Below are 16,949 nucleotides of genomic sequence, written 5' to 3' on the forward strand. Positions count from 1 at the left end.
GACTTACGGGTCTTGCCGGGAACCGGTAATTGAACCGTGATCCGGACACCGCGCTCGCGGACATCCGGATGCCGGGGTGTACAGATAGCTGTATGACCTCATTCACCACCAGGCCAACTCTGCGCGGCACATTCGGGATGGCGGCCTCCACACACTGGCTCGCGTCGGCGACGGCGTCATCCGTGCTGGAACGGGGCGGCAACGCGTATGACGCCGCCGTCGCCGCAGGCTTCGTGCTGCACGTCGTCGAACCGCACCTGAACGGCCCCGGCGGCGATCTGACCGCAATCATCAAGGCCGCCCACCAGCAGAGTCCACGGGTGCTGATGGGGCAGGGCCCGGCGCCGGCCGGCGCGTCAATCGAGCATTTCCACGCCGAGGGCCTGCATCTGATTCCCGGCGCGGGAGCGCTCGCCGCAGCGGTGCCCGGAGCGGTGGACGCCTGGTTGCTGCTCAGTCGTGACTATGGCAGCTGGGAGCTCGACGAGCTCTGGCAGTACGCGATCGACTATGCGCGCAACGGACACCCGGTGCTGGGCCAGGTGGCGACGACGATTCGCACCGTCAGTGACCTGTTCGCCGAGCACTGGCCGGGCTCATCGGAGCAGTGGATGCCAGGCGGACGATTGCCGGTCGAGGGCGAACTGATCCGCAACCCTGCCTGGGCGGACACAATGGAACGACTGCTGGCCGAGGGACGATCCCGAGCCGGAGCGGACGGCGATCGGGAAGCCCGGATCGAGGGGGTGCGGTCGGCCTGGGCGGAAGGGTTCGTTGCCCGGGAGATCGAGGACTTCGTCCGGGAGCCGCACCGGCATTCCAGCGGCACGGATCATGCCGGAGTGCTCAACCGGGACGATCTGCGCGGCTTCCGGGCCGACTGGGAAGAGCCAGCGACTATAGACTTCCGCGGTCACACCATCGTCAAGGTATCCGGCTGGAGCCAGGGCCCGGCGCTGCTGCAAGCGCTGAAGATCCTGGACGGCTTCGATGACGACGACATAGACCCGTCGACTGCCTCCGGCGCGCACATAGTTCTGGAGACGCTCAAACTGTGCCTGGCAGACCGGGAGGCGTACTACGGCGAGGACATGCCGGTCAGCCTGCTTAGGACCCTGCTCTCCGATGCGTACGCGGCCGGGCGCCGGGCGCAGATCGGCGCGCAAGCCTCGGCCGAATTCCGGCCAGGCGCGATCGACGGCCATCCGGCGTACCGGCCGCAGTTGCGGACCGGAGCGCAGTTGCGGATCGGAGCGTTGGCTCAGGCCGTCTCGGGCGCTGCGGGCGAACCCACCGTCCGGCCGAACGGTGAGGTGCGCGGTGACACCTGCCACCTGGACATCGTCGACTCGCAGGGCAACATGATCTCGGCGACGCCGTCCGGCGGCTGGCTGCAATCGTCGCCGTACATTCCGAGTCTCGGCTTCTGCCTGGGTACCCGGCTGCAGATGAACTGGCTCGATCCCGAGTCGCCCTCCGCGCTCGTGCCCGGCAGGCGTCCGCGCAGCACGTTGACCCCGACCCTGGTCATCCGCGAAGGCGAGGCTGTGCTCGCTCTCGGTTCGCCCGGCGGCGACCAGCAGGATCAATGGCAATTGCTGTTTCTGCTCAGGATGCTGGTCGGTGGCTACGGCCAGCAGGAGGCTATCGACGCCCCGGCGTTCCACACCACCTCGATGCCCGGCTCGTTCTGGCCGCGGACCTGGGAGCCCGGTGGCGCCGTGGTCGAAGACCGGCTCGGCGACGATGTGATCGCAAGCCTCGAGGCCCGGGGCCACCGGGTGACCAGGGCGGGGGACTGGGCGCTTGGCCGGCTGTCGAGCGTCGGCAGGGACCCGGAGACCGGCGTACTCACCGCTGCCGCGAATCCGCGCGGGATGCAGGGCTACGCCGTCGGCAGGTGATCGGCGTGCGCTGCGGCTGCCGCGGCCAGGTGTGAGCCAATAGACTGATACTTTCGATGCGACGGTTGCCAGGCAGGAGTGGTTGTTGTGCCCAAAGTGCCCCGGGTGTGGCGCAGCGGCGTCGTGCCGGGCTGGAAACAACTGCACCGGGTTGAGGTCGGAACTGACCGCCCCGCATACCGGGTCCTCGATCTTGCCAGCGTCCCCGCCGTGGTCCGCGAACGTTGGTCCGCCCGGAAGGTCCCGCTGAAGCCGGGCACCGCAATGCGGTTCTATCCCCAGCAGCTGCTCGGCCGGAACTTCATCCGCAGCGGCGTAGTGGCAACCGGGGTCGGTGGGACGGCAGTAGCGGCCGATGTTGCCACCGCGGCAGTCGTCTTTCCGTCGAACTGGATCGGGCTGATCGGCGACGGGACGGCCGGAATTGTCTTCGGCACGGTGTTTGCGGTGGGCGGAGTTGGCGCTTCCATCGCCGGGCTGCGCTATTGGCGCGATCCGCGGCGGCTTCGCAAGGCCGATCGCGCCGCGGCGCAGAAGGCGGTCTGGATCACGCCGGCCGATCTCGGCTTCCGTCGGATGCACGGCATCGCCCGCAGCACCGACGAGGAGCGGCTCTTTCACCTCAGCGTCCGGATCGCAGAGCGGATCGCCGCAACGAACTCCTGGAAATCACCGCTGCTCGACAGCCACCCCGCGCGGCTCGATCTGGACGAGAACGTCGGGCAGATCGGTCGCAGGCTACTTGAAATCCGTCGGCTTCGAACCGAGCTCGAAACCAGCCGGTCGCCGGCAACCCAGCCAGTCGTCGAGGAACACGTTCGCAGCCTCGACGCCGCCTTCGCATCCCTGGCGGCCCGGGTGGTGACAATGCACGACTACCTGGAGCAATTGCGAGAACTGGATGGGCGGTTGTGGCAGCTTGAGCAGATCGAGCGCGCGAACTCACTTTCCGACCGGGTGCTCGACGTGATGGCGGCGACCGCGGGCGATGAGCACGCGGACGAGCAACTGAGGGAACTGAAGTCCGACACCGAAGTCAACGCCGAAACGGTCGATGCGATCCTCAGTGATCTGGCCGTCACGGTTGACTATCTCGAAACCGACGAAAAGTAGGGACAAACATGCAGGTACCGGGGCTTCTTGACGCCACCCCGCTGATCGATGGCCACAACGATCTTCCGGCCGCGCTGCGAGAGAAAGCCGGCTACTCCGTGGCTCGCCTCGATGTGGAGCGTCCTGAATTGCACACCGACATCGTGAAACTTCGGCAGGGCAAGGTCGGCGGCCAGTTCTGGTCGGTCTGGGTGCCATCGGATATTTCAGAGGACGCGGCAGTCGTCGCCACGCTTGAGCAGGTCGACGCTGTACACCGGATTGTTGCCGCCTATCCGGACACATTCGGCCTGGCCTGCACCGCCGACGATGTCGAACGGGTTTTCGGCAGCGGACGGATCGCCTCGCTGATCGGCATCGAGGGCGGCCATTCAATCGCGGAATCGCTAGGCGCGCTGCGAATGTTCGGCCGGCTCGGCGTGCGGTACATGACCCTGACCCACAACGACGACACATCGTGGGCCGCCTCGGCTACAGGTGTCCGGCAGAGCACGGGGCTGAACGAGGCCGGGCGGGCAATAGTCACGGAAATGAACCGGATCGGCATGATCGTCGATCTGTCCCACACCGCCGAGTCAACCCAGCTCGATGCGCTCGCGACGACATCCGCGCCGGTGATCTTTTCGCATTCCTCGGCCAGGGCGGTCGCCGACCATCCGCGGAATGTTTCAGACGCGGTACTGGCCGAACTCGCCGGTAACGGCGGGGTCGTGCAGATAACGTTCGTGCCGGGATTCATCTCGCAGCCGTGCGTCGACTGGCGCCGGGAGATGCTCGCCAAACGGGTCGAGCTCGGTCTCGACCCGCACACGCCGCAGGGCCATCCTGGATCCTCAGCGTTGCGGTCCGACTTCGCTGTCGCGCCGAAGCCGGGTGAATCGCTGGAGTCGGTGCGCCGGCGCAACGATGAGCTGCTCGCGGCCGACGAGGACGAGGGTAAACCTGCCGAGGCACGGGCAGCGCTGAACAGCTGGATCGAGGAGAACCCCCGGCCGGAGGCCGATCTGTCCGATGTGGTCAGCCACCTGGAGCATGCGCGGGAGGCTGCCGGAATCGATCACATCGGCATTGGCGGTGATTACGATGGCACCTCGACGCTGCCGATCGGACTGGAGAACGTCAGCCGATACCCCGCGCTGTTCTCCGAACTCGCGTCGCGGGGCTGGTCCGGAGCCGACCTGCAGAAGCTGGCCGGGCGCAATGTGCTGCGGGTCATGCGCGCCGTCGAGCACGCTGCGCACGAGCCACTCTGGCCGGAGTGCTAGTGGCCGAACGGGTCGGGATCGACGCCCGGCATCCAGGAGAGCCCCGGCACGCCCCAGCCGTTTGACCTGATCAGCTTGCGAGCCTTCTTCGACCAGCGTTCGCTGAGCCGGTCGACGTACAGCGTGCCGTTCAGATGGTCGAATTCGTGCTGCATCACCCGTGCCAGCCAGCCGCGCGCTTCGAGCTCGACCGGATGTCCGTCGCCGTCGAGGGCTGAGACCTTTACCCAGTCGGCACGTTTGAGCGGAAAGTCCTCACCCGGCACGGACAGGCATCCTTCCGTGTCGTCGTCACGGTCCGGCGCGGTGCCCGGCACCTTGCTGTTCACCAGCGTCGGATTCACGAACACGCCCCGGTGTTGTTCCCCGTCGTCGTCGGGCGCGTCATAGACGAAGATTCTTAAGGCCACACCGATCTGGGGTGCGGCAAGGCCGACGCCGTTGGACGCGGCAAGCGTGTCGTACATGTCGTCGATCAGCCGGCGCAGATCGTCGTCGAACTCAGCAACCTCCGATGCTCGACGGTGCAGAACGGGTTCGCCAAGAACGACGATGGGATGAATAGTCACGGTGATCGATTCTAGGCCAGGAGAGCCGAGGCCGAGTCCAGCCCCGGCAGCCAGAGGAATGTAAGTTGGTCGAATCGACGTTGTTCAGTCAAAATAGTTGACACAACAATCAGCAGCTGAAGCCATTGGCTGGTGCGAGGCGCATGTACGAAGTGCGCCGACCCCCAACTGATCAGTAGTTTTCTTTTTCAAGAAGAGGTGTAAGTTCATGCCGATTTACAACGATGTCACCGAACTCGTCGGACGTACCCCGCTGGTTCGCCTCAACAAGGCCAGCGAAGACACCGGAGCCGAAATCATCGGCAAGCTTGAGTTCTACAATCCGACCAACAGCGTCAAGGACCGGATCGGCGTCTCCATGGTCGATGCGGCGGAGAAGTCCGGTCAGCTGACCCCCGGCGGCACGATCGTCGAAGCCACCAGCGGCAACACCGGAATCGCGCTGGCCATGGTCGGCGCGGCACGCGGCTACAAGGTCATCCTCACGATGCCGGAGTCGATGAGTAAGGAACGCCGCGCACTGCTTCGAGCGTTCGGCGCACAGCTCGAGCTGACGCCGGCGGCCGAAGGCATGAAGGGCGCAGTCGCTAAAGCCGAAGAGCTCGGCGCAGAAGGGGCGGTACTGGTTCGGCAGTTCGCCAACGAGGCCAATGTGCAAATCCACCGGGACGCCACCGCGCAGGAGATCCTGGCCGATACAGACGGCAAGCTGGACATCTTCATCGCCGGGATCGGCACCGGTGGCACCATAACCGGCGTCGGCCGGGTGCTGAAGGAACGCAATCCAGACGTCAAGGTGATCGGCGTGGAGCCCGCGGACTCGGCAATCCTTAACGGCGGTCAGCCCGGCGGCCACAAGATCCAGGGCATCGGGGCGAACTTCGTGCCGGAAATCCTGGACACCGACGTCTACGACGAAATCGTCGATGTCAGCAACGACGACGCCTTCGAGTCGGCACGCCAGGTGGCCAGGGATGAAGGCCTTCTGGTCGGTATCTCCTCCGGCGCCGCGGTGTGGGCTGCACGCCAGGTTGCCTCCCGGCCGGAAAACGCCGGCAAGCGGATCGTCGTGATCATTCCCTCATTCGGCGAGCGCTACCTCTCGACGCCGCTGTTCGCCGAATACATGGACTAAGCGGTACTCGAGAAGTGTCTAACGAATCACTCGGCTGGCGCGCGCGCCTGTCCGAAGACCTCGCCACTGCTGTGCGCCGCGATCCGGCGGCGCGCAGCAAGGTCGTGATGCTGCTGTCCTACCCGGGCCTGCACGCGATCTGGGCACATCGCGGCATCCACGCACTGTGGAATATGCCGGGCATGCGGGTACCCGCGCGTCTGCTGTCGCAGGCGGTCAGGACCGCAACCGGCGTCGAGATTCACCCCGGCGCGAAGATCGGCCGGCGGTTCTTCATCGACCACGCGATCGGTGTGGTGATCGGTGAGACCGCGGAAATCGGCGACGACGTCTTCCTGTACCACGGCGTGACCCTTGGCGGTCGTTCCATGCAGCAGGTGAAGCGGCATCCGACCCTGGGCAACAACGTGACGGTCGGCGCCGGGGCTGCGGTGCTCGGCCCGGTTCACATCGGCGACAACGCGCAGATCGGGGCAAACGCCGTGGTTGTGCACGACGTCCCGGCGGACAGTATCGCGGTCGGTGTCCCGGCGAAGCTCCGGCAGCCCCGCTCCACCACCCCGCCGCTCGCGGTGCCGTCGCAGGCCGCCGATGCCGCGGTCGAATGGGAACTTGCCGATCCGGCGCTCTGGATCTAACTACCGACGCCGCCAGTTGGTGCCGGACGCTGCCGGTTGGCGCCGGATGACAGCGGCCGGACGCCGCCAGCCGGGCGGGCCCACGTGGGGCCGTGGCAGAATCGAGCCATGACGACGATGGACATCACAACAATCGCCTTTCCCGCCGCCGACCTGCTCGACGCGGTCCGGGCCCGGGTAGACGAGAACAGTACCGGCAAGCTGAACTTCGTCATCTGGAACGGTACCGAAAACCCGCAGGGCACGTCGGTCGACGATATCGATGCCGTGATCCTGCCGTACCTGGGCACGGCAGAGACCCTGGCCAGGCTCCCGGAGCTGCCGAACCTCAAGTTCGTCCAGGGTCAGAGCACTGGCTACGACGGAGTGCTTGAGGCTGCAGGTCCCGGTGTTGCGGTGTCCAGCGCCTCCGGCGTGCATGCCGCGGCGACCGCGGAACTCGCAGTCGGCCTCGCGCTCGCCTCGCTGCGTGGCATCGATGACGCCGCTCGCGACATGAGGGAGGAAAAATGGTCGCCGACCCGGAGGCTTTCGCTTGCGGATCGCCGGGTACTGCTGATCGGCGTCGGTGGTATCGGCGAGGAGATCGCCAAGCGGCTCGATCCCTTCGAGGTCGACCTGACCAGGGTCGGCACCCGCGAGCGAGACGACGAGCGGGGCCATGTCTTCGATGCCGGCGATCTGCCACGGCTGCTGCCGACAGCCGAGGTCGTCATCCTGATCACGCCGCTGACCGACGAAACCCACCATCTTGTCGATAAGGACTTCCTCGCCCGACTGCCGGACGGCGCCCTGATCGTCAACGTCGCCCGGGGCCCGGTCGTCGATACCGACGCACTGGTTGCCGAGCTCGCTTCCGGCCGGTTGCACGCCGCCCTCGACGTCGTGGACCCCGAGCCGCTGCCGGAAGGACACCCGCTGTGGCGGACGCCGAACACCTTGGTCACGCCGCATGTCGGCGGGAACACCAGCGCGTTCGTTCCGCGAATCGAGAACCTGCTGGCAGAACAGCTGCGCAGGATCTGCGCGGGCGAGGACCTGATGAACCGGGTCGACGCCTGATGCCTGAGCAATTTCCGATCGTCGGAATCCAGATTCAGCGCGACCGGATGAAGCCCGGGAAGGCCCCGCTGCGCCGATACTTGCCCGAGGTGCGGCTGCCCGTGACTCGGATCGACTTCGACCTCACCGGCGTCTGGCACACCGACGAGGCCGGAACGACCCAGCTTGATGTGCACAATCGCAACCACCCGAGGACCCGGGATCCGAAGGGGCGCTCCGCGATCACGTTCATGGGTACCGGCGACTATGAGAAGATCCGGGCCGAGTACGGCACGCATATCTTCGACCAGGTGGCGGGGGAGACCCTGCTGGTTGACGCGCCCGCCGGCCTGGCCAACCGGGAGATCCCAGCCGAGGTCACCCTGCGCACAGCTGGCGGGGACGTGCGGCTGAGCAGCGTCCGGGTGGCCAAGCCCTGCGTCGAATTCTCCCGCTACTGCCTCCGGGAGGAACCCACCTCCGAGGTGTCCGACGCAGTGCGTGCCGCGCTGGACTTCCTGGATCACGGCATCCGCGGCTATCGAAGCGTGCCGACCGAGGCGGGCACTGTGAGCCTCGGCGACTCGCTCGTGCTCGGCTAGGAACTGTCGCCGGCGGTGATCTCTGCGGCTGCCTCGGTCAAGCCGCGGAGCACCTGTCGGACCGCCCGGCGTTCCGCCCGGTCCGGCCGCATCAGCGCGACCATGCGCCGTCCGGCTTTCAGGCCGGTGATCGGCCTCAACACGACGCCGGAACCCGGGGTCGCTGCCTGCGCGTAGCGTGGCAGAACTGAGATTCCGTGACCCGCGGCAACCAGTGCCTCGATGATCCGGTTGTCCCGGAGCCGTTGCACCACGGTCACCGGCTGACCTGCCAGGTCGCCGATCTGCTTGACCAGATGATCGAACGGAAACCCCTCGGGCACGCCGATCCAGCGTTCGCCTCGCACGTCACGCGGCGAACACGTTGTTTTGGCGGCCAGGGGGTGGTCCTCTGGCAGTGCGATGTCCAGCGGCTCGCGCAGCAGCGGCACGGCAGTGAGCCTGGATCCGGTCCACGGTGGCGGCTCGAATACGTGGTGTGCGACGACGATGTCGGCATCGGCGGTCAGTGCTGCGAAGGCTTCCGTCCGTACGTCCCGGTCGTCGCAGCGCAGTTCGATCCCGGACAGCAGATCTTCCTTGGCCAGTAGTCGAGGCAACAGGAGCTGGCCGGCCGAGGGGAAGAGCACTAGATCGACGGTGCCGCTGTTGCTGCCGCGGAATTCGTCCCACACCGCCTGTGCGGTGGATAGGGCCGTCGCGACATCGACCGCCGCCGCTGCCAGGGTGTTCCCGGCGGAAGTCAGCCTGACGCCGCGGCCGTGCCGCTCCACCAGGGGTGCGCCGAGCTCGCGCTGCATTGTCTTTAGTTGCTGCGACACGGCAGACGGGGTTCGGTGGGTCGCCTCGGCAACCGCGGTGATGCTGCCTCGTTCTGCGAGTTCGCGCAGCAGGCTCAGATGCGAAACGTCCATGTAGGCAGTCTAAAGTATTACGGTAGTACGCTGCGATTGTGCTGAAGTGTCCCAGCGGCCAGAATTGAACGCATGACCGCCCGTGACCGCCTCCTCGCCATATCGGTTGCCGTGATGTGGGGGCTGAATTTTCCAGCAACGGCCTACGCCCTCGAGCAGTTCCCGCCATTCCTGCTGGTCGCCCTTCGCTTTGCGCTGCTTGCCGTGCCGACCGTGCTGTTCGTTCGCCGGCCGCAGGTGAAATGGCGCTGGCTGCTGGGCTACGGCGTCGGTTTCGGCGTGCTGCAGTTCGCGTTCCTCTACCTCGGGATGAGCAGCGGGATGCCGACCGGGCTTGCCTCGCTCGTGTTGCAGGCATCCGCGCCGTTCACCGTTGTGCTCGCCGGGTTGTTCCTGCGCGAGAGGCTCACCCCGATCCAGGGAATCGGTGTGCTGCTAGCTGTCGCCGGCCTGGGAATCATTGCCGCCCATCAGGCCCAGGTGTCCTCGCTGATGCCGGTGGTCCTCACGCTGCTGGGCGCCCTGGGCTGGTCGATCGGCAACCTCTGCTCGCGCCAGGCGCGGCCGGACAGCCCGCTGCGGCTCACATTGTGGATGTCGGTCGTCCCGCCGCTGCCGATGTTCGCGCTCTCGATGATGATCGAGGGCCCGACGGCGATCGGCGCATCGCTGTCCACGGCCTTCACCGTGGACGCCCTGCCAGCGGTGCTCGGCGTGCTCTACATCGTGCTGATTGCAACGATTCTCGGGTCCGGCATCTGGACCACGCTGATGTCGAAGTATCCCTCGAGCACGGTTGCGCCATTCTCGATGCTGGTGCCGGTGATCGGGCTGTCGTCCTCTGCGTTCATGCTCGGAGAACGAATCAGCGGACTGCAGATAGTCGGCGCGGGAATCGTAATCTCCGGCGTGCTGCTGGCAAGCCTGCGGTTTCGCAAGCCGCTCCGCAGACTTCGCAGGCCGATGCCCGCCGGCGCCAGCTCGGAGGCACCCGCGAACGTCGTCGATCCCGTCGCCGACCCCGTCGTCGACCCCGCGGAGCAAAGAATCGTCGGGCGATAGCCCGGGCGGACGGCGTAGTCGATAGCCGGTGTCTCTTTTGGCAAGATATTCGTATCGGAATATGGGCGCTGTGACGGGCTGAGAGCATCGGTCCTACACTCGTGAGCATGACTTCCGCATCGACGAATAATCCGGGCGGCCCAGCAGCCGAAAAGCCAGACATCAAGCCCCGTTCCCGCGACGTCACCGACGGCATCGAGAAAACAGCCTCCCGAGGCATGCTCCGCGCCGTCGGGATGGGCGACGACGACTGGGAGAAGCCGCAGATCGGCGTCGGATCCTCCTGGAACGAGATCACGCCATGCAATCTCTCCCTGGAGCGGCTGGCCAAGGCCGCCAAAGAGGGCGTGCATGAGGCGGGCGGCTACCCGCTGGAGTTCGGCACGATCTCGGTGTCCGACGGCATCTCGATGGGACATGAGGGAATGCACTTCTCGCTGGTGTCCCGCGAAGTGATCACCGATTCGGTCGAGACGGTTATGAGTGCGGAACGTCTGGACGGCTCCGTTCTGCTGGCCGGTTGCGACAAGTCGATCCCCGGCATGCTGATGGCTGCGGCCCGGCTCGGCCTGTCAAGCGTCTTCCTCTACAACGGCTCGATCATGCCGGGATTCGCGAAGATGTCGGACGGCACCGAGAAGGAGGTCACCCTGATCGACGCCTTCGAAGCAGTCGGGGCTTGCCGTGCCGGCAAGATGTCGATGGAGGATCTGACCGCGATCGAAAAGGCGGTTTGTCCGGGCGAGGGTGCCTGCGGCGGCATGTACACCGCCAACACGATGGCCTCTGCCGCCGAGGCGATGGGAATGTCGCTGCCGGGTTCGGCGGCCCCTCCCGCCATCGACCGGGCGCGCGATCGTTTTGCCAAGGAGTCCGGCGTCGCCGTCGTCGAGTTGCTGCGCCGCGGCATCACCACCCGCGACGTCATCACCAAGGAATCCCTGGAGAACGCCATCGCGGTGACCATGGCCTTCGGGGGTTCGACCAACGCCGTGCTGCATCTGATGGCAATTGCCCGCGAGGCCGAGGTCGATCTCCAGCTTTCCGACTTCAACCGGGTCGGCGACAAGGTTCCGCATCTCGGCGATCTCAAGCCGTTCGGCCGGTACGTGATGAACGACGTGCACAAGATCGGCGGTGTGCCGGTGATCATGAAGGCACTGCTCGACGCCGGCCTGCTGAACGGTGACTGCCTGACCGTGACCGGCAAGACAGTCGCGGAGAATCTCGCCGAGGTCAACCCGCCGGACCCGGACGGCAAGATCCTGCGTGCGATGGACAACCCGATTCACAAGACCGGTGGACTGACCGTGCTGCACGGCTCGCTTGCCCCGGGCGGCTCTGTCGTGAAGACCGCGGGTTTCGACACCGACGTCTTCGAGGGAACCGCCCGCGTCTTCGAGCGCGAGCAGTCCGCAATGCGTGCGGTGCTCGATGGCGAAATCAACCCGGGTGAGGTCATCGTGATTCGCTATGAGGGTCCGAAGGGCGGCCCGGGCATGCGCGAGATGCTGGCGATTACCGGTGCGATCAAGGGGGCGGGTCTTGGCAAGGACGTGCTGCTGCTGACCGATGGCCGGTTCTCCGGAGGCACGACTGGCCTGTGCATCGGCCATGTCGCGCCCGAGGCAGTCGACGGCGGCCCGATCGCCTTCGTGCGCGACGGTGACACGATCAGGGTCGATATCGCCAACCGCAGCATGGACCTGCTGATCAGCGAGGACGAGCTGTCCGGTCGGAAGGCCGGCTGGGAGCCGCTGCCGCCGGTCTACACCCGCGGAGTGCTGGCCAAGTACGCAAAGCTCGTGACGTCCGCCTCGGAGGGCGCGGTTTGCGGCTGACGCCGTGATCAGGGTTCAGCGGTTCACCGGTCCTTTCGAATTCAGCGATGTCGGAGTGCTTCGCTATCGCGATCCTTATGGTGACGCCGTGGATCGGGAGTACGAATGCGTCCGGTGGACCTCCGAGGAGCTGCTGCCCGGTGAATTCGACCAGGTAATTCCGAGCTGGGCTGCCGAGACGCCGCCAGGCTGCTGGATTCAGGTCGAGCTCAGAGTCGCCGGGCACGGATCGGCGGCGTGGTCCCATCGGCCGGGCGAGCAGTGGTTCGTGACGGCGCGCTGGACGGCGGGAAACGACTTCCCGGCGGACATCCATCGCTGCACGGTGCGCGGTCAGCACAATGTGTTCGGCAGGGTGGATGCCGATACCTTCCTGGCGTCGGTCGACAACAGCCCGCTGGCCGCCCTGCAACTGCGGGTCAGCCTGTTGCGGCCAGCCGGTTCGGCGGACGTTGCGCGACTGGGCTCGGTGACCGTGCTGACCTCGCGCGGAGCAGGGGCGGAGACCGGCACGACCAGCCCTTACACCCGGCAGGCGGCGATCGAACTCGAGGTTCCTGCCCGCTCGCAGCGGGTGCATGCCGGGACCCATCCCGAGCTCGGCGGCGGGGGAGACGCCTGGTGCTCGCCGACGTCGACGGCGATGTTGCTCGGTTATCTGGGCGACGCGACGGATCCGCGATCCGACGTTGTCGATGCCGCCCGGGCTACTTACGACTACTCCTACCGCGGGACCGGCAATTGGGCGTTCAATGCTGCGTTCGCACAGTCCCACGGGGTGGATCTCTATGTCAGCCGGCTGCGGGACCTGCGTGACGTCGAGCCGCATCTGGAACGTGAGCGACCGGTCATCGCGAGCGTCACGCTGAACCGCAAGACAATGCCTGAGGCCGGCTACGACACCGAGGGACACTTGCTGGTGATCGCCGGCTTCTCGGCCGAGGGCGATGTCATCGTCTACGACCCGGCCGCTCCGACGCCGGAGGGCGCGCGGCGGACCTACCCGAGGGGCGCGTTCGAACGAGCCTGGTTGCCGGCGTCGGCGTCTGCCGGAATCGCCTACGTCTGCGGCGATGAGGGTGCCGGCCCGGCGGGGATCACCGGTTGACCGGCACCAGACCCGGAACTACTTTGACGTCCGGGTAAATCCAGCATCTGAGATCAGCTTGCCCATTTATTGACATCGTTCTCGCCCCTGAGTGAAGGTTATATCGTGCAAACAGTCCTTCTCGTAGTCATTATGCAGCGCGCGGTAACCCCGTACAGCTGACGGTCACTACGTCCCGCGCGCGCCCCCTCGAAGACAATCGAAGGGGTTTTTTTATGCCACATCGCGCAGGGGTTTGCATCAACAACTAAAGCTCAATCAGCAAGGAGCCATTCGATGGTTACGCCAGACCAGCCAGCACGGGGCGTCGATGCCCCGAGCCGCCCTGCTGTAGCAAAGCCCGCACCCCCGGTTCGTTCGCTACAGAACCCGGAGCAGGACTCAAAGCCGCAGCCCAAAGAGCAGCTATCCGGAGCGCAGGCAGTCGTGCGCTCGCTAGAGCTTCTTGGCGTCGACACCGTCTTTGGCATTCCCGGCGGCACCATCCTGCCGACCTACGACCCGTTGATGGCGTCCACCAAGGTCCGCCATATCCTGGTCCGGCACGAACAAGGCGCCGGCCACGCCGCCGAAGGATACGCGGTGGCGAGCGGCAGGGTCGGAGTCTGTATTGCCACCTCCGGGCCTGGCGCCACCAACCTGATCACCGCGATAGCCGACGCGCACATGGACTCCGTGCCGCTCGTGGCGATCACCGGGCAGCAGGCCTCGTCCATGCTCGGTACCGACGCATTCCAGGAAGCCGACATCGTCGGTATGACCCTGCCGGTGACCAAGCACAGCTTCCTGGTGCAGAAAGCCGAGGACATCCCCAGCGCCATCGCCGCGGCATTCCACATCGCCTCGACCGGCCGCCCCGGTCCGGTGCTGGTCGACATCACCAAGGACGCCCAGCAGGCGATCTGCGATTTCGAATGGGATCCGCAGCCTGAGCTTCCGGGGTACCGGCCGGTGACCAAGCCGCACGCCAAGCAGATCCGTGAGGCGGCAAAGCTGATTGCTGCCGCCAAGCGCCCGGTCTTCTATGTCGGCGGCGGCGTCATCCGTGCGCGCGCCGACAAGGAACTGCTCAGGCTTGCGGAACTGACGAACATCCCGGTTGTCACCACCCTGATGGCGCGCGGAGTCTTCCCGGATTCACACCGGCAGCACCTCGGCATGCCCGGAATGCACGGCACCGTCCCGGCGGTGGCCAGCATCCAGAAGTCCGACCTGCTGATCTCGCTTGCCGCCCGATTCGACGACCGGGTGACGGGCAAGCTGGAATCCTTCGCACCTCAGGCCAAAGTCATCCACGCGGATATCGACCCGGCAGAGATCTCGAAGAACCGGATCGCCGACGTACCAATCGTCGGTGATGCTCGCGAGGTGATCGCCGACCTGATCGATGAACTGACCGCTCACCATCTCGACGATATGGATCGCGAACGGACCGCCTGGTGGGGCGTGCTGGACGAACTGCGCGAAACCTATCCGCTCGGCTACGACAAGGCGGAGGACGGCAGCGGCAACCCGCAGCACGTCATCGAGCGGATCAGCGCGCATGCGGGTCCGGAGGCCATCTACGTGGCCGGCGTCGGGCAACACCAGATGTGGGCAGCACAGTTCGTGAAGTACGAGCGGCCGAACTCCTGGCTCAACTCCGGCGGCCTCGGCACCATGGGGTACTCGGTTCCGGCGGCAATGGGCGCAAAGGTTGCCGAACCGGATCGCGTCGTCTGGGCGATCGACGGCGACGGCTGCTTCCAGATGACAAACCAGGAATTGGCCACCTGCACGATCAACAACATCCCGATCAAGGTGGCGGTGATCAACAACTCGTCGCTCGGCATGGTGCGGCAGTGGCAGACACTGTTCTACGGCGGCCGGTACTCCAACACCGATCTGAACACCGGCCCGGACACGGTTCGGATTCCTGATTTCGTCAAGTTGGCGGATGCCTACGGCGCGGTTGGCTTGCGCTGCGAGCGGCCGGAGGACGTTGACGCGACGATCGAGAAGGCGATGAGCATCAACGATCGCCCGGTTGTCGTCGACTTCGTGGTGCACCGGGATGCCATGGTCTGGCCGATGGTGGCCGCAGGGGTCAGCAACGACGAAATCCAGTACGCCCTCGGCGTCAGCCCCAACTTCGATCGGGAGGAAGACTAATGTCCCGCCACACACTGTCAGTACTTGTCGAGAACAAGCCGGGCGTGCTCGCCCGGCTGACCGGCCTGATTGCCCGCCGTGGATTCAACATTCATTCGCTCGCGGTCGGAGTGACCGAGGTCGACGAGCTGTCCCGGGTCACCTTCGTCGTCGATGTGGCGTCCGCGCCGCTCGAGCAGATCACCAAACAGCTGAACAAGCTGATCAACGTGATCAAAATTGTGGAGCTCGAACCGGAGAACTCGGTGCAACGGGCTCACGTTCTGTACAAGGTGCGAGCCGACGCGGTCACGCGATCCCAGGTGGCCGACTCGGCGGCACTGTTCCGAGCCACGGTCGTCGACGTCACACCAGACGCCGTCACGGTGGAAGCCACAGGAGAGATGGACAAGCTCGAGGCCCTGCGCCGCGTGCTTGAACCGTTCGGGATCCGCGAGATCGTGCAGTCCGGAGCGGTGGCCATCTCACGAGGGTCCAAGTCGATTACCGACCGTGCGCTACGCAGCGCATAAGCTGAACTACGAAACAAGCAAGATCAATTGAAGGAGAAATTTACTGTGGCTGAGCTCTTCTATGACGATGACGCCGACCTTTCGCTGATCCAGAACCGCAAGGTTGCTGTGATCGGCTACGGCAGCCAGGGACACGCCCACGCGCTAAGCCTGCGTGATTCCGGCGTCGAGGTCCGGGTGGGACTCAAGGAAGGCTCGAAGAGCCGGGAAAAGGCGGAAGCCGAAGGCCTTGCCGTAGGCACTCCTTCTGAGGTTTCCGCTTGGGCGGACGTCGTTGTCATCCTCGCACCCGATCAGGTGCAGCGTCACCTCTACGCAGACGAGATTGCCGGGAACCTCGGCGAGGGCGATGTTCTGGTCTTCGGCCATGGCTTCAACATCCGATACGGCTACATCAAGCCGCCGGAGAATGTCGACGTCGTGATGATCGCGCCGAAGGGACCCGGCCACATCGTGCGCCGCGAGTTCGTCGACGGCCGCGGTGTTCCGGTCATCGTCGCCGTCGAGCAGGATCCGTCCGGCACCGCCTGGGACGTCGCCTTGTCGTACGCGAAGGGCATCGGCGGACTACGGGCCGGCGGCATCAAGACCACATTCACCGAAGAGACCGAAACCGATCTGTTCGGCGAGCAGGCCGTTCTGTGCGGCGGCGCCTCACAGCTCGTCCAGTATGGCTTCGAGACGCTGACCGAGGCTGGCTACCAGCCCGAGGTGGCCTACTTCGAGGTGCTGCACGAGCTCAAGCTGATCGTTGACCTGATGGTCGAGGGTGGCATCGCGAAGCAGCGCTGGTCGGTTTCCGACACTGCCGAGTACGGCGATTACGTGTCCGGCCCCCGGGTCATCTCACCAGATGTCAAGGACAATATGAAGGCTGTCCTCGCCGACATCCAGAACGGCAACTTCGCCAAGCGCTTCATCGACGACCAGGACGCCGGAGCTCCGGAGTTCAAGGAGCTGCGGGCCAAGTCCGAACAGCACCCAATCGAGGAAACCGGCCGCGAACTGCGCAAGATGTTCAGCTGGGTCAAGAGCAGTGAAGACGACTACGTGGAAGGCACCGCCGCACGCTAAGTGTTCTCGGCGCTAACCGA

General features: G+C 65.5%; 15 protein-coding genes. 13 read left to right on the forward strand and 2 right to left on the reverse strand.

The annotated features are described in order from the left end of the window. The first annotated feature begins 92 nt into the window (after nt 1-92). The 3 genes from LWF01_RS04270 to LWF01_RS04280 all read left to right on the forward strand — a co-directional run bounded on the left by LWF01_RS04270 (nt 93) and on the right by LWF01_RS04280 (nt 4,282). On the forward strand, nt 93-1,904 hold the full coding sequence (locus LWF01_RS04270) for a gamma-glutamyltransferase family protein (protein ID WP_349639803.1): 1,812 nt from the start codon (nt 93-95) through the stop codon (nt 1,902-1,904). 87 nt (nt 1,905-1,991) lie between these two features. After that, nucleotides 1,992-3,017 (forward strand): hypothetical protein, encoded by a 1,026-nt coding sequence (locus LWF01_RS04275; protein WP_349639804.1) that lies wholly within the window; start codon nt 1,992-1,994, stop codon nt 3,015-3,017. 8 nt (nt 3,018-3,025) lie between these two features. Then, entirely contained in the window at nt 3,026-4,282 is a 1,257-nt protein-coding gene (locus LWF01_RS04280) for a dipeptidase (RefSeq protein WP_349639805.1), read from the forward strand. Here LWF01_RS04280 and def read toward each other — a convergent pair. Then, entirely contained in the window at nt 4,279-4,851 is a 573-nt protein-coding gene (gene def, locus LWF01_RS04285; protein WP_349639806.1) for a peptide deformylase, read from the reverse strand. The genes LWF01_RS04280 and def overlap by 4 nt on opposite strands. Nucleotides 4,852-5,059: 208 nt before the next feature. On the opposite strand from def, the gene cysK reads away from it, so the two are divergent. The 4 genes from cysK (at nt 5,060) to LWF01_RS04305 (ending at nt 8,267) form a co-directional block, all read left to right on the forward strand. Then, nucleotides 5,060-5,986 (forward strand): cysteine synthase A, encoded by a 927-nt coding sequence (cysK, locus tag LWF01_RS04290; RefSeq protein ID WP_349639807.1) that lies wholly within the window; start codon nt 5,060-5,062, stop codon nt 5,984-5,986. A 14-nt stretch (nt 5,987-6,000) separates the two neighbouring features. Beyond that, the gene (gene epsC / locus LWF01_RS04295; protein WP_349639808.1) at nt 6,001-6,624 is read left to right on the forward strand and encodes a serine O-acetyltransferase EpsC; all 624 of its coding nucleotides are present in this window, start codon (nt 6,001-6,003) and stop codon (nt 6,622-6,624) included. A 108-nt stretch (nt 6,625-6,732) separates the two neighbouring features. Continuing rightward, complete coding sequence (locus LWF01_RS04300) at nt 6,733-7,686, forward strand: 2-hydroxyacid dehydrogenase (protein WP_349639809.1); 954 nt, start codon at nt 6,733-6,735, stop codon at nt 7,684-7,686. Further along, nucleotides 7,686-8,267 carry a hypothetical protein gene (locus LWF01_RS04305; protein ID WP_349639810.1) on the forward strand — a complete coding sequence of 194 codons (582 nt, stop codon included), beginning with the start codon at nt 7,686-7,688 and terminating at the stop codon, nt 8,265-8,267. The genes LWF01_RS04300 and LWF01_RS04305 overlap by 1 nt, the downstream gene beginning before the upstream one ends. Here the strand turns inward: LWF01_RS04305 and LWF01_RS04310 are convergent. Further along, nucleotides 8,264-9,181, reverse strand: a complete 918-nt coding sequence (locus LWF01_RS04310; RefSeq protein ID WP_349639811.1) for a LysR family transcriptional regulator — start codon at nt 9,179-9,181, stop codon at nt 8,264-8,266. The genes LWF01_RS04305 and LWF01_RS04310 overlap by 4 nt on opposite strands. A 72-nt stretch (nt 9,182-9,253) precedes the next feature. Here LWF01_RS04310 and LWF01_RS04315 point away from each other — a divergent pair, with 72 nt between their 5' ends. The 6 genes from LWF01_RS04315 to ilvC all read left to right on the forward strand — a co-directional run bounded on the left by LWF01_RS04315 (nt 9,254) and on the right by ilvC (nt 16,929). Then, the gene (locus LWF01_RS04315) at nt 9,254-10,243 is read left to right on the forward strand and encodes an EamA family transporter (protein WP_349639812.1); all 990 of its coding nucleotides are present in this window, start codon (nt 9,254-9,256) and stop codon (nt 10,241-10,243) included. A 107-nt stretch (nt 10,244-10,350) separates the two neighbouring features. Next, entirely contained in the window at nt 10,351-12,084 is a 1,734-nt protein-coding gene (gene ilvD / locus LWF01_RS04320; RefSeq protein ID WP_349639813.1) for a dihydroxy-acid dehydratase, read from the forward strand. Between the two features lie 4 nt (nt 12,085-12,088). Next, nucleotides 12,089-13,192, forward strand: coding sequence for a C39 family peptidase (locus LWF01_RS04325; protein ID WP_349639814.1), 1,104 nt, complete (start codon nt 12,089-12,091; stop codon nt 13,190-13,192). 276 nt (nt 13,193-13,468) lie between these two features. Beyond that, nucleotides 13,469-15,343, forward strand: coding sequence for an acetolactate synthase large subunit (locus LWF01_RS04330; protein ID WP_349639815.1), 1,875 nt, complete (start codon nt 13,469-13,471; stop codon nt 15,341-15,343). Further along, complete coding sequence (gene ilvN / locus LWF01_RS04335) at nt 15,343-15,855, forward strand: acetolactate synthase small subunit (RefSeq protein ID WP_349639816.1); 513 nt, start codon at nt 15,343-15,345, stop codon at nt 15,853-15,855. Before LWF01_RS04330 ends, ilvN begins: the two co-directional genes overlap by 1 nt. Nucleotides 15,856-15,900: 45 nt before the next feature. After that, nucleotides 15,901-16,929: a ketol-acid reductoisomerase gene (gene ilvC, locus LWF01_RS04340; protein WP_349639817.1), complete on the forward strand. Its 1,029-nt coding sequence runs from the start codon at nt 15,901-15,903 to the stop codon at nt 16,927-16,929. Nucleotides 16,930-16,949: the final 20 nt, after the last annotated feature.

The organism is Saxibacter everestensis (genome assembly GCF_025787225.1).
GTDB lineage: Bacteria > Actinomycetota > Actinomycetes > Actinomycetales > Brevibacteriaceae > Saxibacter > Saxibacter everestensis.